The 24,113-nt window shown below is 70.4% G+C and carries 23 protein-coding genes and 1 tRNA gene; 11 read left to right on the top strand and 13 right to left on the bottom strand.

All coding sequences use genetic code 11. From position 1 onward, the window contains the following. The first annotated feature begins 78 nt into the window (after positions 1-78). A complete protein-coding gene (locus tag AC4BEG_RS22020; RefSeq protein WP_490701468.1) occupies positions 79-1,338 on the top strand; it encodes a sensor histidine kinase in 1,260 nt (419 codons plus the stop codon). Between the two features lie 113 nt (positions 1,339-1,451). On the opposite strand, the gene AC4BEG_RS22015 is transcribed toward AC4BEG_RS22020, so the two are convergent. The 3 genes from AC4BEG_RS22015 to AC4BEG_RS22005 form a co-directional block, all read right to left on the bottom strand. After that, the gene (locus tag AC4BEG_RS22015; RefSeq protein WP_201875408.1) at positions 1,452-2,057 is read right to left on the bottom strand and encodes a response regulator transcription factor; all 606 of its coding nucleotides are present in this window, start codon (positions 2,055-2,057) and stop codon (positions 1,452-1,454) included. 138 nt (positions 2,058-2,195) lie between these two features. Next, on the bottom strand, positions 2,196-2,504 hold the full coding sequence (locus tag AC4BEG_RS22010) for a hypothetical protein (protein WP_490701467.1): 309 nt from the start codon (positions 2,502-2,504) through the stop codon (positions 2,196-2,198). A gap of 74 nt (positions 2,505-2,578) precedes the next feature. Continuing rightward, positions 2,579-3,850, bottom strand: a complete 1,272-nt coding sequence (locus AC4BEG_RS22005) for a M6 family metalloprotease domain-containing protein (RefSeq protein ID WP_490701466.1) — start codon at positions 3,848-3,850, stop codon at positions 2,579-2,581. A gap of 312 nt (positions 3,851-4,162) precedes the next feature. Here AC4BEG_RS22005 and AC4BEG_RS22000 point away from each other — a divergent pair, with 312 nt between their 5' ends. Beyond that, positions 4,163-6,064: a putative bifunctional diguanylate cyclase/phosphodiesterase gene (locus AC4BEG_RS22000; RefSeq protein WP_490701465.1), complete on the top strand. Its 1,902-nt coding sequence runs from the start codon at positions 4,163-4,165 to the stop codon at positions 6,062-6,064. Positions 6,065-6,199: 135 nt separating this feature from the next. Here the strand turns inward: AC4BEG_RS22000 and AC4BEG_RS21995 are convergent, their stop codons facing one another. The 3 genes from AC4BEG_RS21995 to AC4BEG_RS21985 form a co-directional block, all read right to left on the bottom strand. Further along, complete coding sequence (locus AC4BEG_RS21995; RefSeq protein ID WP_490701464.1) at positions 6,200-7,321, bottom strand: LLM class flavin-dependent oxidoreductase; 1,122 nt, start codon at positions 7,319-7,321, stop codon at positions 6,200-6,202. A gap of 218 nt (positions 7,322-7,539) precedes the next feature. Further along, positions 7,540-8,277 (bottom strand): maleate cis-trans isomerase family protein, encoded by a 738-nt coding sequence (locus tag AC4BEG_RS21990; RefSeq protein WP_490701463.1) that lies wholly within the window; start codon positions 8,275-8,277, stop codon positions 7,540-7,542. A 308-nt stretch (positions 8,278-8,585) separates the two neighbouring features. Continuing rightward, positions 8,586-9,530: a maleate cis-trans isomerase family protein gene (locus tag AC4BEG_RS21985; protein ID WP_490701462.1), complete on the bottom strand. Its 945-nt coding sequence runs from the start codon at positions 9,528-9,530 to the stop codon at positions 8,586-8,588. 201 nt (positions 9,531-9,731) lie between these two features. Here AC4BEG_RS21985 and AC4BEG_RS21980 point away from each other — a divergent pair, with 201 nt between their 5' ends. Together AC4BEG_RS21980 and AC4BEG_RS21975 are read left to right on the top strand one after the other, a co-directional pair. Continuing rightward, positions 9,732-10,679: a D-2-hydroxyacid dehydrogenase gene (locus AC4BEG_RS21980; RefSeq protein ID WP_490701461.1), complete on the top strand. Its 948-nt coding sequence runs from the start codon at positions 9,732-9,734 to the stop codon at positions 10,677-10,679. Between the two features lie 26 nt (positions 10,680-10,705). After that, positions 10,706-12,130, top strand: coding sequence for an amidase (locus tag AC4BEG_RS21975; RefSeq protein ID WP_490701460.1), 1,425 nt, complete (start codon positions 10,706-10,708; stop codon positions 12,128-12,130). A gap of 159 nt (positions 12,131-12,289) precedes the next feature. Here AC4BEG_RS21975 and AC4BEG_RS21970 read toward each other — a convergent pair whose 3' ends face one another. Next, positions 12,290-12,799 carry a DUF3830 family protein gene (locus AC4BEG_RS21970; RefSeq protein ID WP_490701459.1) on the bottom strand — a complete coding sequence of 170 codons (510 nt, stop codon included), beginning with the start codon at positions 12,797-12,799 and terminating at the stop codon, positions 12,290-12,292. Positions 12,800-12,918: 119 nt separating this feature from the next. On the opposite strand from AC4BEG_RS21970, the gene ehuB reads away from it, so the two are divergent. The 6 genes from ehuB to AC4BEG_RS21940 all read left to right on the top strand — a co-directional run bounded on the left by ehuB (position 12,919) and on the right by AC4BEG_RS21940 (position 17,118). Next, entirely contained in the window at positions 12,919-13,833 is a 915-nt protein-coding gene (gene ehuB / locus AC4BEG_RS21965) for an ectoine/hydroxyectoine ABC transporter substrate-binding protein EhuB (protein WP_490701458.1), read from the top strand. Further along, the gene (gene ehuC, locus AC4BEG_RS21960; RefSeq protein WP_490701457.1) at positions 13,830-14,576 is read left to right on the top strand and encodes an ectoine/hydroxyectoine ABC transporter permease subunit EhuC; all 747 of its coding nucleotides are present in this window, start codon (positions 13,830-13,832) and stop codon (positions 14,574-14,576) included. Before ehuB ends, ehuC begins: the two co-directional genes overlap by 4 nt. Next, a complete protein-coding gene (gene ehuD, locus AC4BEG_RS21955) occupies positions 14,573-15,223 on the top strand; it encodes an ectoine/hydroxyectoine ABC transporter permease subunit EhuD (protein WP_490701456.1) in 651 nt (216 codons plus the stop codon). Before ehuC ends, ehuD begins: the two co-directional genes overlap by 4 nt. A 22-nt stretch (positions 15,224-15,245) precedes the next feature. Then, positions 15,246-16,016: an ectoine/hydroxyectoine ABC transporter ATP-binding protein EhuA gene (ehuA, locus tag AC4BEG_RS21950; protein ID WP_490701455.1), complete on the top strand. Its 771-nt coding sequence runs from the start codon at positions 15,246-15,248 to the stop codon at positions 16,014-16,016. 177 nt (positions 16,017-16,193) lie between these two features. Further along, positions 16,194-16,955: an IclR family transcriptional regulator gene (locus tag AC4BEG_RS21945; RefSeq protein WP_490701454.1), complete on the top strand. Its 762-nt coding sequence runs from the start codon at positions 16,194-16,196 to the stop codon at positions 16,953-16,955. 86 nt (positions 16,956-17,041) lie between these two features. Continuing rightward, a tRNA-Lys gene (locus AC4BEG_RS21940) sits at positions 17,042-17,118 on the top strand. Positions 17,119-17,210: 92 nt separating this feature from the next. Here AC4BEG_RS21940 and AC4BEG_RS21935 read toward each other — a convergent pair. After that, on the bottom strand, positions 17,211-17,426 hold the full coding sequence (locus AC4BEG_RS21935; RefSeq protein WP_490701453.1) for a DUF2277 domain-containing protein: 216 nt from the start codon (positions 17,424-17,426) through the stop codon (positions 17,211-17,213). 67 nt (positions 17,427-17,493) lie between these two features. After that, positions 17,494-18,291: a 4'-phosphopantetheinyl transferase family protein gene (locus tag AC4BEG_RS21930; protein WP_490701452.1), complete on the bottom strand. Its 798-nt coding sequence runs from the start codon at positions 18,289-18,291 to the stop codon at positions 17,494-17,496. A gap of 270 nt (positions 18,292-18,561) precedes the next feature. On the opposite strand from AC4BEG_RS21930, the gene AC4BEG_RS21925 reads away from it, so the two are divergent. Beyond that, entirely contained in the window at positions 18,562-19,476 is a 915-nt protein-coding gene (locus AC4BEG_RS21925) for an alpha/beta hydrolase (RefSeq protein ID WP_490701451.1), read from the top strand. A 232-nt stretch (positions 19,477-19,708) separates the two neighbouring features. On the opposite strand, the gene AC4BEG_RS21920 is transcribed toward AC4BEG_RS21925, so the two are convergent. From AC4BEG_RS21920 to fabG, 4 genes are all read right to left on the bottom strand, one after another. After that, entirely contained in the window at positions 19,709-21,460 is a 1,752-nt protein-coding gene (locus AC4BEG_RS21920) for an acetyl/propionyl/methylcrotonyl-CoA carboxylase subunit alpha (RefSeq protein ID WP_490701450.1), read from the bottom strand. A 51-nt stretch (positions 21,461-21,511) separates the two neighbouring features. Next, positions 21,512-22,441 carry an alpha/beta hydrolase gene (locus AC4BEG_RS21915; protein ID WP_490701449.1) on the bottom strand — a complete coding sequence of 310 codons (930 nt, stop codon included), beginning with the start codon at positions 22,439-22,441 and terminating at the stop codon, positions 21,512-21,514. Between the two features lie 147 nt (positions 22,442-22,588). Further along, the gene (locus AC4BEG_RS21910; protein ID WP_490701448.1) at positions 22,589-23,323 is read right to left on the bottom strand and encodes a 2-hydroxychromene-2-carboxylate isomerase; all 735 of its coding nucleotides are present in this window, start codon (positions 23,321-23,323) and stop codon (positions 22,589-22,591) included. A 43-nt stretch (positions 23,324-23,366) separates the two neighbouring features. Then, positions 23,367-24,110, bottom strand: a complete 744-nt coding sequence (gene fabG, locus AC4BEG_RS21905) for a 3-oxoacyl-ACP reductase FabG (RefSeq protein ID WP_490701447.1) — start codon at positions 24,108-24,110, stop codon at positions 23,367-23,369. Positions 24,111-24,113 lie beyond the last annotated feature (3 nt).

Here is a 24,113-nt window from a genome sequence, read left to right as displayed (position 1 = left end):
CGCGACCTCTCCACCTGCGGCTTAGATCGGATACTCTCGGGCAAGCCGCCCAATCCGGCCCGACCATCCGGAGGACGAGTGCAGCGGAGCCTCTTTCCCGGCGACACCGGGGACAACCGGCCGCGCCCTTACGAGAACCTGGCGCCGCGCCTGGCTGTTGTCATCACCGTGGTGGTCCTCCTGGGCTACTTCTGCGTCGCGGTGACCTATGTGGTCGACGCCCGGCCCTCGGGCCGCGCGATGGGCTCGGCGCAGCTGATGCTGGCCCTGGTGCCGATGGCGATGCTGCTGGGTCTCCAACTGACCCATTCCTTCCCGGGCCTGGCACCACGGCTCGCCGAGGCGCGGCACTGGACGCTGGTGTTGCAGGCGCTGCTGACCTTTCTGCCGTTCGCGGTCTTCAAACAGGCGTGGCTGGGCATGCCGGGGTTCCTGGCGGGCTCCGCGCTGCTGATGCTCTCCCCGGCGCTGGGCTGGACGGCGTTCACCACCGTGCTGCTCTGCACCGATGTGCTGCTGTTCCAGGTCGGCTTCGGATGGAGCAAGGTCGGGTACACCACGGTCTCCACGGCGCTGACCGGGCTGGTGGTCTTCGGACTCTCCCGGCTGTCCGGTCTGGTCGCCGAGGTCTCCCGGTCGCGGGCCGAACTGGCCCGGCTGGCGGTCGCCCAGGAGCGGCTGCGGTTCTCCCGGGATGTGCACGATCTGCTCGGTTACAGCCTCTCCACCATCACCCTCAAGTGTGAGCTGGTGCACCGGCTGGTGCCGCGGCAGAACTCCCGTGCCCAGCGGGAGCTGTCGGAGATCCTCCAGACCTCCCGCCAGGCGCTGGCCGACGTCCGCGCGGTGGCCAGCGGCTATCGCACCATGTCGCTGTCGGCGGAGGCGGAGTCCGCGCGGTCGATGCTGGCCGCGGCCGGGATCAGCGCCACCTCGGACATCGGCTGCGGCAAGCTGCCCGAGCTGGTGGACACGGTGCTCGCGAGTGTGCTGCGCGAAGGGCTGACCAATGTGCTGCGCCACAGCAAGGCGGAGACGTGTGCGATCGAGGCGCGGCGCACCGGGCGCCGGGTCCGGCTGACCCTGGTCAACAACGGGGTGGGCAAGCCCTCCACGATCCTGCGCGCCGACAGTACGGACGGCGGCAGCGGGATCGGCAACCTCAAGGTGCGGCTGGAGAGCCTGGGCGGACAGCTGCGCGCGGGCGTGCGCCCGGACGGCTGGTTCGAGCTGCGGGCGGAGCTGGAGGTGTCCATGGAGCCGGAGCCGGAGCCACAGCGGCGGGCGCGGCGCGGGGCGGAGGAGGAGTACGGCCCGGGGCCGGCTGTGACGGCGTGAAGGGGCCTGCGGGGCCCGCCGGTTGATGACCGCGAGGAGCACGAGCCCGCCCCTTGAAGCCAGCCCGTGAAGAGCTTCGTTTCGAGAAGGCCAGGACTCAGAAGCGCCAGGGCTCAGATCCAGCCCGCCTCGCGGGCGATCCGGATGGCGTCGACCCGGTTCCGGGCGTTCAGCTTGGTCACCGCGGACGTCAGATAGTTGCGGACCGTCCCGACCGACAGAAAGAGCGTGGCCGCGATCTGGGCCGACTCCTCGCCCTCGGAGGCCAGCCGGAGCACCTCCAGCTCACGCGGGGTCAGCGGCTGTGGACCGTCGTCCAGGGCGGCCAGCGCCAGTTGGGGGTCGATCACCCGCTCGCCCTTGGCGACCGCGCGGATCGCGTCGGACAGCTTGTCCGGGCTGCTGTCCTTCAGCAGGAAACCCGAGACATGGGCCGCGAGGGCCCGGCGCAGATTCCCGGGGCGGCCGAGACTGGTGAGCATCATGGTCCGGCATTCGGGGACGGCGGTGTGCAACTCCGCGGCGGCGGTCAGACCGTCCATGCCCGGCAGATCGATGTCCAGGACGGCGACGTCCGGGCGGAGTTCCCGGGCACGCGGCAGAATATCGGTGCCACTGGAGAATTCCGCCACAACTTCGATATCGGGTTCGAATTCCAGCAAGGCGACCAGGGCCTTGCGCAGCATATGCATGTCTTCGGCTATGAGCACGCGAACCATGTGGCCCCCGGTTGTGTTCCGCCCCTTTATCGTCCCCGTGACAAGTATTCCCGCATCCTCGCAGCGGTTTCACCGAATCCGGCCGAATCCGCCCGTCGAACACCCGTCCCTTATTGCGCGCGGGCCGTGCGCGGGCGGTTAGGCCGCGCTGCCGCGCGCCGGTTCGGCGCGACCAGGCGCGAACTCGGCGTGCACGGCACGCAGTTCACCGCCGAGATAGCACTCGCGCAGCAGGGAGCGGCGTACCTTGACCGCGCCGACCCCGCGCACCGTGCCGTGGCGTACGAGCAGTAGTGCGCCCGTGGAGACCCCGAATCCCTCCGCCACCCCGGCCCTGATCCGCGCGGCCAGCAGCGGCAGCCGGGTCCGGGCACCGCCCGCCGCGCGGACCTCCTCGGCGCTCCGGAACGATCGTCCGGCCCGACGCCCGGGGCATGGCACGGCCATGGGGCCCCGGAAGGTGGTGGCCCACTGACCGCGCCCGTGCGCCGAAGCACGGGCGCGGAGCGCTAGGACAGGGCCTAGGAGCCCAGTTCACGGCGGGTGACCTTGATGCTCCAGGCGCCGCCCGTGGTGCGGCCGGTCACCGTGACGCGGACGCCCTCGTCCTTCGCGGTCAGGCTGTCCCCGATGCCCAGGGGGGCATCGGCGAGGGCGGGGTAGACCGATTCGTTCCAGCAGGCGGAGCTGGCGGGGTGGCCGTCGAGCACCTGGATGGGGCCGTCACCGGAGGCGGTGTCGTTGTGTACGCGGTAGACCAGCACACCCTCGGTGCACACATGGGCGTCGTTGCCGTAGCGACCGCGGGCCTCGATGGCCAGGGCGGTGGTGGGGCCGGTGCGGACCACCACCAGCCGGGTGCGGGTGTCGGCGGCGCGGCGGCGAGCGGCCATGGGGGCGGCGAGCGGTTGGAGGGTGTACCTCCGCGAACCGAGGGCGCGGTCGCAGGCGACCTGGCGGCCGCTGAGCCAGCCCAGCTTCCACTTGTGCCAGCCGAAGGGGTCGGGAGCCATTCCGAACTGACTGCCCATGAGGTCCCAGTCGCCGACATAGGTGTCCCATTCGCCGCTGTTGTCGGTGTCCTTGGGGCGGTGGTAGAGGTCGGGGAGGTCGAAGACATGGCCGGTCTCATGGGCGAGGACATTGCGGTCCGGCGGGTGGTGCTCAAAAACGGTAACCAGCCGACGCAGATCCGTACCGTCCGCATGCAGCGGTCGCTCGAAGTTGACCACCTTGGTCGCGTCGGCGTCCACGCCCGGGGCGTCGGGGTCTGCGACCAGATAGACGATGTCGTAGCGGCCGAAGTCCACCCGCGGATCGGCGGCGGCGACGGCGTCCCGTAGATAGGCCGCCCGCCGCTCGGAGTTCCAGTCGCGCTGTATGGCGTACGCGGTGGACGCCTGGGGCATGGTGATCCAGTTCTTGAGCGGATGCACCCGCAGCCCGAACTTCCCGTAGGAGGAGCGCTTGAAGAAGTCGGCGGTGGCGGGAGTGTGGTCGGCGGCCAGCCTGTCCGGGGTCACCTTGGGCTTCGCATCCGGGAAGCGGAGGAAGACCATCACCGCGTTCAGCGCATGGGCCGGGCGCGGATAGCCCGAGTTCCAGTTGTCCAGGCCCTCGGAATGATGCGCTCCGGTGCGCTCCAGATCGCAGGGGCCGCCCGCGCCCGCCGCGGCCGCGGGGCCCGCCAGCACGGATGTGGTGATCAGTGCGCTCAGGCAGGTCAGGACGGCTCCGGCAGGCCGTAGCCGGGAGGGTCGGTGCACCCCCTCGGGTACCTGAGGACGCACCATGTCGGCCTCCCGGGCGTAGTCGGAACACCCCCTCCACCCTGAGGTCGAAAGGGGCGGTACGCCCTGTTCGGCTGGACCGGTCGAGTGAACCGGCCGCGATGCGGGTACGTAACAGACGGTCACAATCGGTCAGGCGGGCCGTTGGCCCGCGCAGAGTCGAACAGTTACGACCAAACACACGGTCAAGGCGGCGGTGAGCGCGATGACGTCGATGGAATGCCCGGAGTGCGAGCCTCTATGATCGGCACATTTCCCACGGGGATTCCCTCGGTGAACGGGCGATCCCGGCCCGTCCGGCACCCGGTGTGAGACATGCGCAAGACGTGTACGACAGACCTGGCCACGACGAACGCCACGTGGGAGCGAGCGGTGAGCGGAACCCCCGACGGGCAGGGCCGCGCGCCCGGCGCGACACTGCCGAATATCACAGAGCGTAATGCGGCGCCCAGCGTTCCACCTTCAGGGGAAGGCTCCGGCGCACCCGGCCCCGGCAGCGGCGCTCCCCCGAGCGCCGTGCCCGCCGACTACCGCGCCGCCTTCAACGCGGCCCGGCTGGCGATGGCCGTTGTCGACCGCGAAGGCAGAGTGCTGGACGCCAACCCGGCGCTCGGCGCGTTATTGGGCACCGATCCGGCGCTGCTGGCCACCCGCAGCGCCGCCGAGCTGGCCGATCTGCGGGAGGATCCGCGGACCTGGAGCGAGTACCGCGAGGTGCTGTGCGGCCGCCGGGCGCGGCTGTGCTGCACCCGCCGTCTCCAGCACACCGACGGCCATGCGCTGTGGGCCGAGGTCACCGTCGAGCCCGCCGCGGACAGTTGCAGCATGCTGCTGTCGATGGCGGACATCAGCGACCGGCGGGACCTCCAGGGGCGGCTGCGCCATCTCCAACTGCACGATCCGGTGACCCGGCTGCCCAACCGCCATCTCTTCTTCGAGCGGCTGGCCTCGGCGCTGGAGTCGGCTGCCTACGATCAGGAGGGCACCGGCCGGATCGGGCTGTGCTATCTCGATCTGGACGGCTTCAAAGCGGTCAACGACACCCTCGGCCACCGGATCGGCGACCGGCTGCTGGGCGCGGTGGCCCAGCGGCTGACCGAATGCGCGGCGCCCGGCGGCCATCTGGTGGCACGGCTCGGCGGGGATGAGTTCGCCCTGCTGGTACAGAACTCCACCGGCACCGAACAGCTCTGTGAACTGGCCCGGTCGGTGCTGGCCGCGCTCCAGCGGCCGTTCGACGTGGTGGGCCAGCGGCTGTCGGTGTCGGCGAGCATCGGCGTGGTGGAGCGGCCCGCCGCGGGCACCCACACCACCTGGCTGATGCAGGCCGCGGACACCACGCTGTACTGGGCCAAAGAGGACGGCAAGGCGCGCTGGACCCTCTTCGACCCCGAGCGCAACGCCCACCGGATGACCCGTCAGGCGCTGTCCAGCACCCTGCGCCCGGCGGTCGATCGGGAGGAGTTCGTACTCGACTACCAGCCGCTGGTGGGGCTGGTCGACGGGATCGTGCACGGGGTGGAGGCGCTGGTGCGCTGGGACCATCCGCAGTTCGGGCGGCTGTCGCCGAACCGGTTCATCTCGCTGGCCGAGGAGAACGGCGCGATCGTGCCGCTCGGCCGGTGGGTGCTGCGGAGCGCCTGCCACCAGGCCCGCGCCTGGCAGCGGGCCCATCCGCTGCGTCCGCTGGTGGTCAGCGTCAATGTGGCGGTCCGCCAGGTCTGGGACTCGGACCTGGTCGCCGATGTGGGCGCGATCCTCCAGGAGACCGGGCTGCCCCCACATCTGCTGCAACTGGAGCTGACCGAGTCGGCGGTGATGGGCTCGGCCGGACGTCCGCTCCAGGCGCTCCAGCAGCTCAGCGACATGGGGGTGGCGATCGCCATCGACGACTTCGGGACCGGCTACTCCAACCTGGCCTATCTCAGCAGGCTGCCGGTCTCCACGCTCAAACTGGACGGATCATTCGTGCAGGGCTTCCGGACGGCGGAGCATCCGAACCCGGCGGACGAGACGATCGTGGAGGCGCTGGTGCAACTCGCCCACCGGCTGGGGCTGACGGTGACGGCCGAATGTGTGGAGAGCGCGGAGCAGGCGGAGCGGCTGGGGCGGATCGGCTGCGACACCGGGCAGGGGTGGTTCTACTCCCGCCCGGTGCCGCCGGACCGCATCCAAGCCATGATTTCCACGTCCACGCCGTCCTCGGCGGCGTCATAGCGCCGCGGTACACCGGTCCGCGGCCGTCCGGCCACAGCCGGACGTTTGCGATCGAGTATCCGGGGTCAGGCGTCAGCGGTCGGGCGCTTGCGATCGGGCGTCCACGCTCGGACGTGCGCGGCCGGGCGGCCGCGGTCAGGCGTCCTTGTCCGGCAGGCCGTAGGCGTCGGCGATCAGCTCGTAGGAGCTCAGTCGCGCCTCACGGCCGTGCGCCGTGGACGTGATCATGAGCTCATCGGCCGCGGTCCGCTTGACCAGCCCGTCGAGCCCGTCGCGGACCTCGTCCGGTGTCCCGTACACCACATTGGCCAGCCAGCTGTCCACGAAGTCGCGCTCGAGCTCGCTGAACGGATATGCCTCGGCCTCCTCGGGGGTGGGAACCAGACCGGGGCGGCCGGTGCGCAGCCGGATCATGGACAGCGCGCCGGTGAGCACCTGGCGATGGGCCTCCTTGCCGTCCTCGGCCGCGAGTGCGGAGACGCCGATCGAGGCATACGGCCGGTCCAGTACGGCGGAGGGGCGGAAGGTCTCGCGGTAGAGATCGAGCGCGGGGAGGGTGTTCGCGGCGGAGAAGTGGTGGGCGAAGGAGAACGGCAGCCCGAGGGTGCCCGCGAGCCGGGCGCTGAACCCGCTGGACCCCAGCAGCCACACCGAGGGCCGGTCGGCGGACTGCACCCCGCCGGGGACGGAGCCCTGCACGGGTCCGGGCACCGCGTGGATCCGGGCATAGCGGTGGCCGTCCGGGAAGTCGTCGTCGAGGAACCGGATCAGCTCGGCGAGCTGCTGCGGGAACTCGTCGGCGCCCTCGCGCAGCCGGTCGGTGCGGCGCAGTGCGGCGGCGGTGGCGCCGTCGGTGCCGGGCGCCCGGCCGAGCCCGAGGTCCACCCGGCCGGGGGCGAGCGCCTCCAGGGTGCCGAACTGCTCCGCGATAACGAGCGGGGCGTGGTTGGGCAGCATCACCCCGCCCGAGCCGAGCCGGATGCGCTCGGTGTGGGCGGCGAGATGAGCCAGGATCACGGCCGGGGAGGAGCTGGCCACACCGGGCATGGAGTGGTGCTCCGCCACCCAGAAGCGGTGGAACCCACGGCGCTCGGCGAGCCGGGCGAGCGAGACGGAGGTCTTCAGCGCCTGGGTGGCGGTCACCCCGCTGCCGACGGTCGCCAGATCGAGCACCGACAGGGGTACGGGCGCGCTGCCAAGGGGCTCGCCCCGGACGGTGTCGCGCTGTTCGTCTTGCCGGTCCCGCTCATCGGCCACGGTGGCCCGCCTCCCTGGTCGCTCTTGTCCGGTCGCTGTTGTCACGGGGCAGCCCACGGCACAGCAACTCGGACAACCGGAGAACGTCTCCGCTTTATTCCCGGCGGACGGACGAAACGACCTGGCCGCCCCCGCCACCACGGAAGCCACCATGCGCGGGGACCCTCGCGGACCCGAACTCCGCGGTGCGCCAAGCCCGTTCGGTATCCCCGCCGCTGTCAGCGCCCGGCTTTGGCGAACAGCGTGCCCAGCCGGTCATGAACCGGTTCACGGCCCAGCAGCCGCAGCCCCTCCCAGACCGTGACCTGGTTCGCGGTGAGCACCGGCTTGCCCAACTCCTCCTCCAGATCGGGCAGCCAGGCGGCGGTGTGCAGCGCGGTGTCCGGAAGCAGCACCGCCTGCGCCTCGGGGTGGTCTCCGGCACGGGCCAGATGCAGCACCTCATCACGGCCCCAGGTGCCGACCTCCGCGGCCGTGATGATGCCGCTGCCCCGGGTGGAGACCACTTCCGCGCCCGCCGCCTTGAGGAAGGCCCGGAAGAGCTCGGCGACATCCTCCGGATAGGTGGCGGCGATGGCGACCCGCTCGGCGCCGAGCACCTGCACCGCATGGGCGAAGGCGAAGGAGGTGCTGGAGGTGGGCAGCCCAGTCGTCTCCCCCAACTCGCGCACCTGCTCATGCGCGCCCTCCCAGCCGAAGACGAAGCTGGCGCTGGTGCAGGCCCAGACCACGGCCCGGGCGCCGCGCTCCTTCAGCTCGCCGACCCCGGCCGCCAGCCGCCGGGCCGATCCCATCTCCAGCAGCGCGTCCACCCGGTGGGCGTCCTCACCGATATCGGTATGGACCAGAGGGAGCCGGACGCCGTCGCCCAGGATGCCCTCCAGGCGCGGATAGTCGTCCTCGGCGGAATATCCCGGGTAGAGAAAGCCCACCGTGTCCGGGACCGGATGCGTCATGTCCGCTACCACTAGCACTGCCTCCTAACCGGCGACCCCCGTGAGCGCCGCCCCTGCTCTGTCACTTCTTGTACACCGCGGACGCCCGCCGGGTTCCCTCTCACTCGGCGAACCACCCAGCGAACCACCCGGCGAACCACTCGGCGAACCACCCGACAGACGACCCGCGGACCACCCGGCGGACCCACCCCGCGGAACCGTCCCGGTCACCAAACGATCCGGGCACCGACCAAGAGGCCGAACGAGTGACCGTCCAGCCCCTCACCCCGTTCCACGGGTTCGCCCGGACACCTCACACCGGCGGCGGGTCACACCGGCGGCGGGCCGCCCGCGTCGTCGAGGTACGGGCCCTCCCCGATCCCGGGGCCGAACCCGGGATCCAGCTCCCCGGGCTCCATGTCCGGCCCCGGTGACGTCGCCCCCGCCAGCGCCGCCTCGGGCTCCGGCTCGGCATCGGCCACCTGCTCGGCGACCGGCGCGCTCAGCGACGACGCGGACATCCCCGCCGGACCGGACCGGGCAGCCGGGTCCAGCAGCGCCTGGTACGGCCCGACGGCCCGGGCGCCTATCGCCCGCAGCGCCGCCCACATCGTCACCTGGTTGGCCGACAGCACCGGCATCCGCAGCTCCGCCTCGAGCTGCGGAATCACGTCGTACGTCGGCAGATTGGTGCAGCTGATGAACAGCGCGTCGGTGGACCCGACCACCGCCTCCCGCGCCATGTCGACCACGTCGCGGTAGGGCACCTTCCAGATGTGCCGGGTCAGTCCGAGATAGGCACGCCCGGTGACGGTGATACCGCCCTCACCGAGGTACTCCTCCAGCGAATCGGTCACCGACCGGGTGTACGGCGTAACCACCGCTACCCGTCGCGCGCCGATCTCGTGCAGCGCCTCCAGCAAGGCACCCGAGGTGGTCAGCGAGGGAAGTTCCCCCGCTTGGGTCATGGCCGCGCACATCGCGCGCTCGCCGGCCACACCGCCGACGAAGCTGCCGGAGGTGCAGGCGTAGGCCACCACCTCCGGTGCGACCGCGCTCAGCGCCCGCACCGCCTCGTGCAAAGTCTCGTGCTCACTGACAAGGCGTGCCAGGTCAAGGCTGACCTCGACCGGCACAAAAGGGGTCCGGGTGAGGTGCAGGGAGACCTCATCCGGAACCCAGCGCCATAGCTCTCGGTCGAGAGCGAAGTCGAACGGTGCTACGACACCCACGCCGAGCTGCGGGTGTGGGCCACCGAGGAAGGAGACGTCCATATCGAGCCCCAAATCAGAACGGAGGGCTGGACCATTGGCCAGAGATACAGAGTTGCCGGCCTGATGCCGGGACGCCGGAACAGATGCCGTTGTTGACGACGGTAGTTTCCGCTGCCTAGCGTGGTCAATCCTGCAAACTGAGGCGCCTGCCCAGGCTAGGTTCAGCCAAACCCATCCACATTTCGAAACGGTTTCCCGCCTATGTCCGAAACCACTGTTGTCGTCTTCGGCGATCAGCCTCCGATCCGGCTGGACCGGCTGGCCGGCCGGGCCCGGGTCGTGGTCTGCGACGAGAGTTCCCTGCCCGAACGGCTCCCCACCGCGGATGTGCTCCTGGTGTGGGACTTCACCTCCGACGCGGTCCGCGACGCCTGGCCCGGTGAGGGGCCCCGGCCGCGCTGGGTGCACACCGCGAGCGCGGGCGTCGACCGGCTGCTGTCCCCGGAACTGACCGCTTCCGACACCGTGCTGACCAACGCCCGCGGTGTCTTCGAGCAGCCGATCGCCGAGTATGTCGCGGGCCTGGTCATCGCCATGGCCAAGGATTTCCACGGGAGTTGGGAGCTCCAGCGGCAGCGCCGCTGGCAGCACCGCGAGACGATGCGGCTGGCAGGGAGCCGCGCGGTCGTCGTCGGCGCGGGCCCCATCGGCCGGGCCATCGGCTCCACCCTGGCCGCGCTCGGCGTGGTCGTCGATCTGGTCGGGCGCACCGCGCGGGAGGGGGTGCACGGCGGCGACGAGCTGCCCGAGCTGCTCTCCCGGGCCGACTGGGTGGTGTGCGCGGCGCCGCTCACCGAGTCCAACCGCGGGATGTTCGACCGGACCGCGTTCGCCCGGATGAAGTCCACCGCGCGGTTCATCAATGTCGGCCGCGGCCCCCTGGTGGTCGAGAAGGACCTCTCGGCGGCCCTGACCGCCCGGCAGATCGCCGGCGCGGCGCTGGATGTCTTCGAGCAGGAGCCGCTGGCCGCCGACGATCCGCTGTGGGATGTGCCGGAGCTGTTCGTCTCGCCCCATATGAGCGGCGACACGGTCGGCTGGCGTGATCATCTGGCCGAGCAGTTCCAGGACAACTACGACCGCTGGGCCGCGGGTGAGCCGCTGCTCAACGTCGTCGACAAGCGACTCGGATACGTACCGGTGGACTGAACGCACGACCCCGAACGGAGAGTTGGATGACCGATATCCACGCCCTGACAGCTGTTCAGCTCCTGGAGCGGTACGCCTCCGGTGAGCTGTCCCCCGTCGAGGCCACCCGGGCCGCCCTCCAGCGGATCGAGCAGATCCAGCCCGAGGTCAACGCGTTCTGCCGGATGAACGCCGAGGAGGCGCTGCGGCAGGCGGAGGAGTCCGCCGAGCGGTGGCGGCGCGGCGCCCCCATGGGGCTGCTGGACGGGGTGCCGGTGTCGGTGAAGGACATCCTGTTGCAGCGTGGTGCGCCCACGCTGCGCGGTTCGCGGACCGTGCGCGCGGAGGGTCGGGCGTGGGACGAGGACGCGCCCTCGGTGGCCCGGCTGCGGGAGCACGGCGCGGTGTTCGTGGGCAAGACGACCACCCCGGAGTTCGGCTGGAAGGGCGTCACGGACAGCCCGGTCCACGGCGTGACCGGCAATCCGTACGACCCGGGGCGGACCGCGGGCGGCTCCAGCGGCGGCAGCGCGGCGGCGGTGGCGCTGGGCGCGGGTCCGCTGAGCCTGGGGACGGACGGCGGTGGCTCGGTCCGCATCCCGGCGTCCTTCTGCGGCATCTTCGCGCTCAAACCCACCTATGGGAGGGTTCCGCTCTATCCGGCGAGCGCCTTCGGGACCCTGGCCCATGTGGGACCGATGACCCGGGACGCGGCCGACGCGGCGCTCCTGATGGATGTCATCTCCGGTGCGGACTGGCGTGACTGGTCCCAGCTGGCGCCCCCGCCGGAGGGCGGTGCGGGCTTCCGTGACGCGATCGCGGCGGGCGGCGGCGGAGTGGACGGGCTGCGGGTGGCCTACAGCCCCGCGCTCGGCGGTACGGCGGCGGTGGACCCGGAGGTGGCCACGGCGGTCCGGCGGGCGGTGGACCTGCTGGAGCGGCTGGGCGCGGTGGTCGAGGAGATCGACCCGGGGTTCGAGGATCCGGTGGAGGCGTTCCACACGCTGTGGTTCAGCGGCGCCGCCCGGGTGGTGCAGCCGCTGGAGCAGGAGCAGTGGGAGCTGCTGGACCCGGGGCTGCGTGAGATCTGTGCCCAGGGCGCGGCGTACAGCGCGCTGGACTATCTGGCGGCGGTGGATGTGCGGATGGCTCTCGGCCACGCCATGGGCCGGTTCCACTCCGCGTACGACCTGCTGGTCACCCCGACCATGCCGATCACCGCCTTCGAGGCGGGAGTCGAGGTGCCGCCGGGCTCGGAGCACACCCGGTGGACCGGCTGGACGCCGTTCACCTATCCGTTCAACCTCACCCAGCAGCCCGCGGCGTCGATGCCGTGCGGGCTGTCCTCGGAGGGGCTGCCGATCGGGGTGCAACTGGTGGGCGCGCGCCATGCGGACGCGCTGGTGCTGCGGGCCGCGCACGCGCTGTACGAAGCGGGCCTGGCGGACGGCGTACGTCCACCCGCCGCCTGAGCCCCGCGGCGTCCGGGACGACGCCGACCACCTCAGCCCGCGGTGTTCGGAACCACGCCGGCCCCCTCAGCCCCGCGGCGTCCGGGACCACGCCGACCATCTGAGCTCCGAAGCGTCATCGTGCGCCGGACGGACCGACCGGGTCCGTCCGGCGATACGTCATGCCCGGCGGAAGTTCAGGGTCTCCCCCAGCGCACCGGCCCGCCACAGGTCCTGGCAGGCGTCGGCCATACGGTCCAGGCCGTCCACGACGGTCCCCCACACGATGCCGGGCACCCATCCCGCGTCACCGTTGATGAGCAGGTTGTTCCGCTCGTAGAAGAGCGCGAGGTCGATGACCTGCCTACGCCCCTGGTGCTTGGCTTCCGTCTCGTAACCGTAGGACTTGGTGCCGAGCTGGGTGTCCGTGAAGGTGAAGTAGCACAGATCGCCCGGGATGGGGGTGATCGTCGGGTTCTCGAGCGGGGGCTCTTCGGGGGCGAACGGCGGCAGCAACGTGTAGATCTCGTTCCGCGCGTACTTGGCGTGATACACATCACCCCCCAGGGGGAGCGCGTTCCAGACCGCCTCACAGGTGATCGGCGCACGATCGTCAAGGAGTTTCGCCGTGCAGGTCACCCCGCGCTTGTCGAGCGAGACCTCGATGAACCGGTCAGCTCGGTCAACCATGGACATTCCTCCAGGTCAGTTCGGAGCCAATACTGTCGTAGGGGTATACCCAGCATCGACTACATCAAGGGCTGGAAACAGCCTGCATACATTTCGCCGAGTCGGGTAGTCGCGCGCCCATGGCTCCACCACGTGGGAACGACATCGAAAGCAGAGGAAAAGGGCTTGCGCGCCGCTCACTTCTGGCCGGCGGCGCGGCCCTGGGTCTGCTGGGCGCGGCCGGCTGTAGCCGGGTGTCCAGCTCTGGTGCCAAGGACGGGGGCAATCTGCTGGAGCGGCTGCGGTCGCAGGGCACGGTACGGCTGGGAATCGCGGGGGAGATCCCATTCGGCTATATCGACAAAAACGGCGATTTCACCGGTGAAGCACCGGAAATCGCGAAAGTCATCTTCAAACGGCTGGGCGTGGACAGGGTCCAGCCGGTGCCGACCGAGTTCGGGTCACTGATCCCGGGTCTGCGATCGCAGCAGTTCGATGTGGTCTCGGCGGGGATGTACATCAATCCGGAACGCTGCGCTCAGGTGATCTTCTCCGACCCCGACTACCGCATGCGTGACGCGTTCATCGTGCGCAAGGGGAATCCGAAGAATCTCCACAATTACGACGACATCGCGAAATCGAAGGCCAAGATGGCCTCCGGTACCGCCTATGCCCAGATCGGCTACGCGGAGGCCGCCGGGGTGAAGCAGAGCGACATGCTGATCCTTCCTGATCAGCTGGCCGGTCTGCTGGCCGTGGAGCAGGGCCGGGCCGATGTCTTCGCGGGCACGACCGTGACCGTCCACAACGTGGTGAAGCAGCGGAACAGCCGGCGGGCGGAGGCGACCGAGCCGTTCCAGGCCTATGTGGACGGCAAGCCGGACATCGGGGCGGGCGGCTTCGCCTTCCGACCGGAGGAGACGAAGCTGCGCGACGCCTTCAACAAAGAGCTGCACAAGCTGAAGAAGAGCGGCGAACTGCTCCGGATCGTGCGGCCGTTCGGCTTCACCAAGGAAGAGATGACCGATCTGACCGCAGAGGAGCTGTGCAAATGACAGCCGGACTGTGGGAACACTGGCTCCTCCCGGGCGTCTGGATCACGATCCAGCTGACCCTGTACAGCGCCGCCTTCGCCACCGTCGTGGCCTTCGGCATAGGGCTGGCGCGCACCTCACCGCTGTGGATCGTCCGCTTTCTGTCGGGCTTCTACGTGGAGATCTTCCGCGGCACCTCGGCCCTGGTGCTGATGTTCTGGCTGGCGTTCGTGATGCCGCTGGCCTTCCACTGGCAGCTGTTCCCGATGTGGGCGGCGGTGCTGGCACTGGGCCTCACCTACGGCGCCTACGGCTCGGAGATCGTGCGCGGTGCCATCGCCTCCGTGGCCCCGGCCCAGCGCGAGGCGGCCATAGCGCTCAGCTTCACCCCCGCGCAGCGGATGCGCCGGGTGATCCTGCCGCAGGCGATACCCGAGATGATCCCGCCCTTCAACAACCTGCTCATCGAGCTGTTGAAGGGGACGGCCCTGGTCTCCGCGGTGAACGTCGCCGACATCACCTTCGCCGGTCAGCTCTCCCGGCTGGCGACCGGTGAGAGCGCCCAGATCTACACGATCATCCTGGTCATGTACTTCGTGCTGGCCTTCGTGCTGACCCGGCTGATGCGGATGCTGGAGCGGCGCGCCAAGGCGGGCATCGGGCAGATCCCGGAGAAGCGCGGCGCGCTGGTGACCCAGAAGCTCTCCCCCCGCCAGGAGGCCGAGCAGTCGTCCAACCTGATCACGGGAGGTGGGGTCCAGTGAACTGGAACTGGGACGTAGCCAAGGACTTTCTCCCGGAGCTGGGCGATGGACTGCTGATCACGCTGGAGGCCACCGCCCTCGGCTCGGTGCTGGCGTTCGCACTGGGCCTGGTGTGGGCGCTGGCCTTCCGCTCCCCCAGCCGCTTCGTACGCTGGCCGGTGGCGGCGGTCGTGGAGTTCACCCGCAACACCCCGCTGCTGGTCCAGCTGTTCTTCTTCTTCTATGTGCTGCCCACCTGGGACATCAAGTTCTCGGCGCTCACCACCGGTGTGATCGCGCTGGGGCTGCACTACTCCACGTACACCGCCGAGGTCTACCGGGCCGGTATCGACGGTGTGCCGGTGGGCCAGTGGGAGGCGGCCACCGCGCTCAGCCTCTCCCGCAGCCGCACCTGGACGGCGGTGATCCTGCCGCAGGCGATCCGCCGCGTGGTGCCCGCCCTGGGCAACTACGTCATCGCGATGCTCAAGGACTCCCCGATGCTCGCGCTGATCGGCGTTGTCGACATGTTGCAGAAGGCGCGGGCCGAGGGCTCCGCGTCCTTCAACTACATCGAGCCGTTCACGATGGTCGGCATCGCCTTCATCCTCATCGCCTATCCGGCATCCCTTCTCATGCGAGCCCTGGAGCGTCGTCTTGGCCACTGAAACCGACCACACGAATCCTGCCGTGGACGGCAGTGAACTGATCCGCTTCGACCAGGTGACCAAGCGCTTCGGCGACAACGTCGTCCTGGACAACCTGGACTTCTCGGTCTCCTCGGGCAAGCACGTCACCCTGATCGGCCCGTCCGGCTCCGGCAAGACCACGATCCTGCGGCTGCTGATGACGCTGCTCAAGCCCGACGAGGGCACGATCAAGGTGGACGGGGCGTACCTCACCCACGAGGACAAGGCCGGCAAGCTCGTCCCCGCGGGCGAGAAGCACACCCGCGAGGTGCGCAAGAAGATCGGCATGGTCTTCCAGCAGTTCAACCTGTTCCCCAATATGCGGGTGCTGCGCAACATCACCGAGGCCCCGGTGCACGTCCTGGGGCTGAGCAAGGACGAGGCCGAGGCGCGGGCGCGGGAGCTGCTCGACCTGGTCGGCCTCGGCGACAAGTGCGACTCCTATCCGACGCAGCTGTCCGGCGGACAGCAGCAGCGGGTGGCGATCGCACGGGCGCTGGCCATGCGCCCGCAGGTGATGCTGCTGGACGAGGTGACCTCGGCGCTGGACCCGGAGCTGGTGGCCGGGGTGCTGGACGTACTGCGCGACATCGCCCACACCACCGACATCACCATGCTCTGTGTCACCCACGAGATGAACTTCGCCCGGGACATCTCGGACGACGTCCTGATGTTCGACTCGGGCCGGGTCATCGAGTCCGGCCCGCCGGAGAAGATCTTCACCGAGCCGGAGCACGAGCGGACCCGTGAGTTCCTGAGCGCGGTTCTCTAGCCCGAGAGACACCATGCCCCCGCCGATCACGGTGGGGGCATGCTCATGGCATATGCCGGGGAAATGCCCCGCTGCTGACGGGGTGCGCAGACCCCGCCAAAATGCTCAACACCCGCTCCCCGCACAGCCCTTGGCGGCTATCGTGGTAAGCGGTCACAACCTGCGAGGGGGGACACCGTGGCGCTCAAGCCCGAGCCGACCGCGCCATTCCACTCGGTGCAGCATGCCCTCCGCATCCTGGAGGTCGTCGCCAAGCACTCCGGCGGCGTGGACGACACGGTCATCGCGCGCGAGACCCGGCTACCCGCCCACCAGCTCACCGAGCTGCTGCGGATGCTGCGCCGCGAGGGCTATGTGGAGCAGGTCGGCGACGGGGCGTACATCGGCGGCGAATCCCTGATGCTGCTCGGCTCCGCCGCCGTCGGCCGCGTCCACGCCGTCGACGACAAGCTCCAGCGGTCGCTGGCCACGCTGCGCGACTCGGTGGGGGCCGCCGTCTACCTCAGCCGCTATGTCGACGGCGAAGTCAAGATCACGCAGTACGCCGACGGCCCGCGGATGCCCAGGGTCAACGAGTGGGTGGACTTCCGGTCCGCGGCCCATGCCATGGCGGCCGGCAAATGCCTGCTCACCCAGCTCGACCACGACGGCCGCCGGGACCATCTGTCCCGCCACAGGACGGTGCGGCTCACCTCCCGCACGACGACCAACGAGAAGGTGCTGTTCCGCAAGCTGGACAGCCAGCCCGCCACCGTGCCCGTGCTCGACCTCCAGGAATACGCGGTCGGCACCGTCTGCGCGGCCGTGCCGATCACCGCGGGCCAGTCGGTCGGCTGCCTCGCCCTCTCGCTCCCGCTGGAGCATGCCCACCGGCTGCACCAGGCCGCCTACACCCTCAACCGGGAAGCGGCCCCGATGCTGCTCTCCCTGACCATCTAGGACAGGGCCCAGCCCGGCCGGTCCGGTCCCGCGCCCGGTGGTCAGAAGCACCCTCCGGCACCGGGTAGTATTTACGTCGTCAGCAGGCGCCGCTAGCTCAGTTGGTTAGAGCAGCTGACTCTTAATCAGCGGGTCCGGGGTTCGAGTCCCTGGCGGCGCACCAATGATCAAGCAGCTGACCTGGGCGTTCTCGGTTTTCCGAGGACGCCCGGACGCGTTGTGGGGCCATGATGTGGCTCATGACATGGCCGCCGCTCAGCGCGCCCCGCCACGCACCTCCAGCGAGCCCAGCAGCTCCCCGGTGGCGGCGGTGACCGCCTCGACCGCGCGGTCGAACGCCTCCGCGTTGTGCGCGGCGGGCTGCCGGAAGCCGGAGATCTTGCGCACGTACTGGAGCGCGGCGGCGCGCATGTCCTCCTCGGTGACGGTCTCGGCGTAGGGCGGGCGGAGTGTCTTGATGGATCTGCACATACCCCCGACGGTACGCCGCCGCACCGACAGCCCCCCGGGCCCGCGGCCCGGAGGCACCCCTCGGCCCTCAGCCCAGCAGCAGCCCGCCCACCGTGACGACCGGGGCCCGGTCGCCGCGCACCGCGACCGCCGCGTGGTAGCCGGGGGGCGCGTCGACGTCGGCAAGCGTCCAGCCGTCCGGGCCGGGCGGCGCGTCCGCGGGCGCCAGCCCCTCGGCGAGGCCGACGTAATGGCTGCGCAAGCCCCCGGGCAGTCCGGTGCCGATGCCTTTGAGATACGCCTCCTTGCGCACCCAGCAGCTGAGGAACGCCTCCTCCCGCAGCTCCTCGGGGAGCGCGTCGATCGCCGCCCGCTCCCCGGGGTGCAGCTGGCCGATCAGCCCGGTCAGCCGGGTGCCCGCACGCCGGGGTTCGCGCCCCTCGATATCGGCGCCGACGGTCACCCCGGCGACCGCGTAGAGCGCGGCGTCCCCGGCGTGGGAGAGGGAGAAAGCCAAGGTGGGGTCGCCGGCCAGGGCGGGGCGGCCGTGGGGCTTGTCGCAGTCCGGCATTCCGCAGGTCTCCCGGGTGAACTCCACCTCCGCCGGGTCGGTCCCGAGATAGCCGCCGAGCAGAGTGCGCAGCCCCACGTGCGAGGCGACATAGCGCTCCCGCAGGGTGGCGTGGCGGAAGCGCGCGGCACGCTCGCGCTCCCGCTCGTCCAGAACTCCGGCGGCCTCCTCGGCGGCGGCGACGGCGGGTGGTATCCGCAGCAGCCAGACGGCCACCTCACCGGGGGCGGGCCGGTCCTCCGGGCGGGGCAGGGCACGGGCCGGCCCCCAGGACCCGGGATTCCGGGTGGGGTCGGCCGGGCTGGTGAACGGCACTGTTCGGCTCCTCCGCGCAACTCGTCGCCATCCGGCGTCCCGTCGGGACGACGGTACAGGGGCGGACCCGGCTCACCCGTCCGGCGGCACGGCAGGAAGCTGTCGCCGCGACCCTCCCGCCCTGGTCCAACGCCCTTACGGCGACGCGGTGTTGCCGCACCGCAGCACACGGTGAGTTAGGACACGTTCACCTCGCGACCGCCCCGACCAGGGGGCCGCGGCACTACGATCGCGCACGTCCGTGCACAACCGGTGATGGGGGTTTGCGACATGGCGACGGGATTCCTGAAGAAGGCGGCTTCCGCGGTCACCCTCCCGGTGGCACCGCTGTACGGGGCGTTCCTCTCGTACTTCATCTATCACCCGCCACGCAAACGCCATCACAAGACCCCCGCAGACCTGGGCATCGACAGCACCGATGTCACGGTGGAGCTGGACGGCTTCAAGGGGCGCGGGCTGCATGTCTGGCTCTGCCCCGGCGATCCCCAGCGGGTGGTGGTGCTCGGCCACGGGCTGGGGCTGAGCAAGTCCGCGAGCCTGGCCCAGGCCAAGCTGCTGCACCAGGCGGGCTACACGATCGCCCTCTTCGACCACCGCAACCACGGCAAGAGCGTGACCGACCGGGCCTGCTGGGGCATGAGCGACCGTCATACCGACGATGTGGTGGCCGTGGTCCGGTACCTGCGCGCACAGGAGGAGTACGCCGCGGCTCGGATCGCCATCTACGGCTTCTCCATCTCCGCCTTCCCCTCCTTCTACATGCTCCGCAGGGGGCAGGACTGCCCGGTGGACGCGGTGGTCTGCGACAGCGGCCCGGCCCTTGAACTGGCCCCGCTGTTCCGGAACTTCGTCGCCTCCGACGGGCTGCCGGTCCCGGGCCCGCTGCGGTCCGGGCCCTCACGCGCCGTGCTGGAGAAGGTCGCCTCGTCGTCGGCGGTGGCGATGCTGCGAGTGCAGTGGCCCCCGGCGGCCGAGGGCGCGTACGAGCGGACCCCCATGCTCTTCCTGGCCGGTGAGCACGACACCATGATCCCCGCTTCCGGGGTACGGGCGCTGGGCGAGCGCTATCCGCTGGCCGAGGTGCACACACTGCCGGACACCGGGCACCTCCAGGGCATCAAGACCCAGCCGGACGTCTACGCCGACACGGTCCTGGGCTTCCTGGACCGAACCCTCAAGGACTGAGCGCTCCAGTCTCAGTCGGGCGCCCCAGAAGCCGAATCGGTCATCGCCGGGCGAACGGGCCTTACGGTCTCCCCCGCCCCCGTGACGGGGGAGAACCGATGCACCTGCATTTCCATAGTCCGTCACCCGCGCCCTCTGGCACAGCATCTGGCAGAAAGATGACATAAGAAAACGGGCAGGCTCCCACCCGATACGGGCAGGAGCCTGCACACTCCGGTCAAAGGTGGATGGCTCAGTCCTTGATCTCGCAGACGACCGCGCCCGAGCCGACCGAGGCACCGACATTCGCGTTCAGGTTCTTGACGATTCCCGCGCGGTGGGCGTTGAGGGGCTGTTCCATCTTCATGGCCTCCAGGACCACGACGAGGTCGCCCTCGGCCACCGTGTCGCCCTCGGCGACGGCGACCTTGACGATCGTGCCCTGCATCGGGGACGCCAGCGCGTCACCCGAGGCCGCCGAACCCGATTTCTTGACCGCCTTGCGCTTCGGCTTCTTGGCCGCCGCGTCCGTCGGTGCCACGGCCAGACCGAGGACGGCCGGGAGGGAGATCTCAAGACGCTTGCCGCCGACCTCGACGACCACGGTCTCGCGGGCGCCGGTCTCCTCGGCCTCGTCGGTGCCGGTCGGGGCGTACGGGGCGATGGTGTTGTTGAACTCGGTCTCGATCCAGCGGGTGTGGATGGTGAACGGGTCACTGGTGAACGCCGGGTCCGTCACCACGGCCCGGTGGAACGGGATGGCGGTGGCCATGCCGTCGACCTGGAACTCCGCCAGCGCACGGGCAGCCCGCTGGAGGGCCTGGGTACGGGTGGCGCCGGTGACGATCAGCTTCGCCAGCAGCGAGTCCCACGCCGGACCGATCACACTCCCCGACTCCACCCCCGCGTCCAGCCGCACCCCCGGACCCATCGGCGGGACGAAGGTGGTCACCGCCCCCGGCGCGGGCAGGAAGTTGCGGCCCGGGTCCTCGCCGTTGATGCGGAACTCGAAGGAGTGGCCCCGGTGCGGGGGATCGTCGTAGCCGATGGCTTCGCCGTCGGCGATGCGGAACATCTCGCGGACCAGGTCGATGCCGGTGACCTCTTCGGTGACCGGGTGTTCGACCTGGAGGCGGGTGTTGACCTCCAGGAAGGAGATGGTGCCGTCGTTGCCGACGAGGAACTCCACCGTTCCGGCGCCGACGTATCCGGCTTCCTTCAGGATGGCCTTGGAGGCGCGGTAGAGCTCGGCGTTCTGCTCCTCGCTCAGGAACGGCGCCGGGGCCTCTTCGACGAGTTTTTGGTGGCGGCGCTGGAGGGAGCAGTCGCGGGTGGAGACGACCACGACATTGCCGTGGGTGTCGGCCAGGCACTGGGTCTCCACGTGGCGGGGCTTGTCGAGGTAGCGCTCGACGAAGCACTCGCCGCGGCCGAAGGCGGCGACGGCCTCGCGGACGGCGGAGTCGTAGAGTTCGGGGACTTCTTCCAGGGTGCGGGCGACCTTCAGGCCGCGTCCGCCGCCGCCGAAGGCGGCTTTGATGGCGATGGGCAGGCCGTGTTCGCGGGCGAAGTCCAGGACCTCGTCGGCGCCGGAGACGGGGTCGGGGGTGCCCGCAACGAGGGGGGCGCCGGCGCGCTGGGCGATGTGGCGGGCGGCGACCTTGTCGCCGAGGTCGCGGATGGCCTGCGGGGGCGGGCCGATCCAGGTCAGCCCGGCGTCGAGGACGGCCTGGGCGAAGTCGGCGTTCTCGGAGAGGAATCCGTAGCCGGGGTGGATGGCGTCGGCGCCGGACTCGGCGGCGGCGGTCAGGACTTTGGCCTGGTCGAGATAGCTGGCCGCCGGGGTGTCACCGCCCAGCGCATAGGCTTCGTCGGCCGCGCGCACATGCATAGCGTCCCGGTCCGGATCGGCGTAGACGGCCACACTGGCGATCCCGGCATCCCGACAGGCACGGGCAACACGGACAGCGATCTCGCCACGATTGGCGATGAGCACCTTCTGCATGCTCTCTCTTCCCTCTTCAGAAGTACCGTCCCGGCGAGGACGGTCAGGTTGCTACCCCAGGGCCCGCTCGAGGAAATCCAGTACCACGCTCGCGTAGCCTTCGGGATCGGTCTCCAGCCCGAGCAGATGCTCGGCACCCGGCAGGACGTGGGTCTCGGCCTGGTCGTAGCGCTCGGCCAGGGCGTCCACCGAGGACGGCGGCACGATCGCGTCGTACTCGCCGGACATGAACAGCAGGGGGATCTTGGCGAACGTGCCGGACACCGGAGGCGGCCACTGCGCCCGCACCATCGCCGGGCCCACGGTGCACAGGGTCCGGGTCACCACCGAACGGGACGGCTCCGCGCTCAGCGGGGCGGATATCGGCAGCGCCTCCGCCTCCAGGAACTTGCGCAGCAGCGGCGCCACATCGTGTCCCGGCCCGCTGTCGCACACCAGCGCGTCGACTTCGAACCCGTCGTGCGTCAGCGCCCACATGGACGAGAAGCACGAGAAGGCGAAGCCGTAGACGGCTATCCGCGCGGTGGCGTAGCCGTGCCCTCCGCGCAGCCACTCCACCACGGCGATGACATCGGCGGCGAACCGGTCGGCCAGGCCCAGCAGCGCGCGGTCGTCGCCGCTGGCGCCGTGGTTGCGGTGGTCGAAGAGGCAGACGGTGTATCCGGCGTCGTGCAGGAACCGCGCATGGGCGAGGCTGCGGTCCTTGCTCGTCCCCAGGCTGTGCCCGAGCACCACCACCCGGTCCGTGGACCCGGGGCACAGCCAGGCGTGGACGTACTTCCGGGCGGTGAAGGGGATCTTCAGCTCGGTGTACGGCAGTCCGCGGTCGCCCGGGTCCGCCGGCTGTACGCGGTTGCGCGGATGGAAGGCCCGATACGCCAGGCAGGCCCCGTACAGCGGGGCCACCGGAAGCGCCACGGCCGAGAGGGCGCGGGCCACTGGCGAGGGACGCCGCACCGGCTTCTGGCGTGGCTCGGGCATCTGCGTCCTCCGGGAGGGGATGGAGTGTCCGTGGGCGGTCAGGGCGGTCTCGTCTCAGGTCGGGTCGGGTGGGGGGTCGCTCGCCCGTGGGCGGCGCGGCACCGAGCGGCCCCAGGAGTCGGCGTGGGGACGCGGCGGGATACGGGGTCAGCCGCACCCTCCGGCGTGGCCCTGGTCGCCGGAGCGGACCGCGGCGAAGTCCGCGCCGCTCGGCGGTACCTCCCCGGGCGGCGGCCCGGACCCGGTACCGGAGGCGCCCCGGGAGCGGACCGCGTCGGCGAAGACGGACAGCCGGTCCACGCCCCAGTATTTGTCGTAGCCCAGGGTGAAGAACGGCACCCCGAACGCCCCGTCCTCGCTCAGCGCGAGCAGTGCCGCGAGCCCCCGTCCGCCGCGCAGCTCGGCGTCGTCGGCCGCGTCCGCCAGCGGACCGGCCGGGAGCCCCAGCTCTTCGGCGATCTCCGCGACGGTCGACCGGTCGCAGATGTTCCGGCCCTCTTCCCAGCGCGCCCGGTAGACGCGTTCGATGTACGCCGGGCCGAGGTCCGCGTCGACGGCGAGGAAGTACGGCAGATGCGGCACCTCCCAGACCGGGTCCATGTCCACCGGCCAGGTGACCGTGAGTCCGCGGTCGGCGGTGAGCCTGCGCACGTCCTGGAGGACGTACAGATGCTTGTCCCGCGACATCGCCGTGTACGGGAAGCGGCGGCGCCGCTCGGCCATCCGGCGCTCACCATCCGCGTCCGGCTCCCACCAGGGGTGCCATTCCACCGCCTGTGCGACATCCGGATAGCGGCCCATCAGGTCACGGTAGGCGATCCAGCTGTACGGGCTGCGGAAATTGAAATAGAAGCGCGGCACTTTGCTGCGCTTGGCTGCCACGTCCGTCCCCCTCGTCGGTCCGTCCGGTCCCATCGTGCTCCGCTCAGATCACCACGCCGCCGTCGACCTGGAACACCGCGCCGGTCACATACTCCGCGGCGGTCAGGTAGGCGACCATGTCGGCGACCTCCTCGGGGCGGCCGAAGCGGCGGAGCGGAATGCTCTGCTCCGCCTCCTTCCGCACACTGTCCGACAGTGAGGCCGTCATGTCCGTCTCGACAAAGCCGGGGGCGACCACATTGGCCCGGATGCCGTACCGTCCGACCTCTTTGGCGAGCGACTTGGTGAAGCCGATGATCCCGGCCTTGGAGGCGGCGTAGTTGCTCTGGGTGGCATGGCCGTACACCCCTGCCACCGAGGATATGGTCACCACACACCCGGACTTGCGCTTCATCATTCCGAACACCACGGAACGGCAGACGTGGTAAGTGCCGTCCAGATTGACGTCCATGACGCCCCGCCACTCCTCGTCCTTCATCAGCAGCAGCGGATTGTCGCGGGTGACGCCCGCCGAGGTCACCGCGACATCGATGGGACCGAGCTCGTCCTCGGTGAAGGACACCAGGTCCCGGACGGCCGCCAGGTCCCGGACATCCGTCTGCCGGCCGAGCACCCGACCGCCGTCGAGACCGGCCGCCTCCTCCTCCAGGGCGCGGGCCGCCTCGGGGCTGGAGCCGTGGCAGAACGCCACGTCGTACCCCTCCCGGGCCAGGCGCAGCACGGTGGCGCGGCCGATTCCGCGGGAGCCGCCGGAGACCAGTGCGACCCGTCGCTCGTTGTCGGACATGCG

It is taken from the genome of Streptomyces sp. JLBJ103, assembly GCF_058215575.1.
Note: the sequence above shows the minus strand (reverse complement) of the source record. Positions and strands in the feature narration are given on the sequence as shown.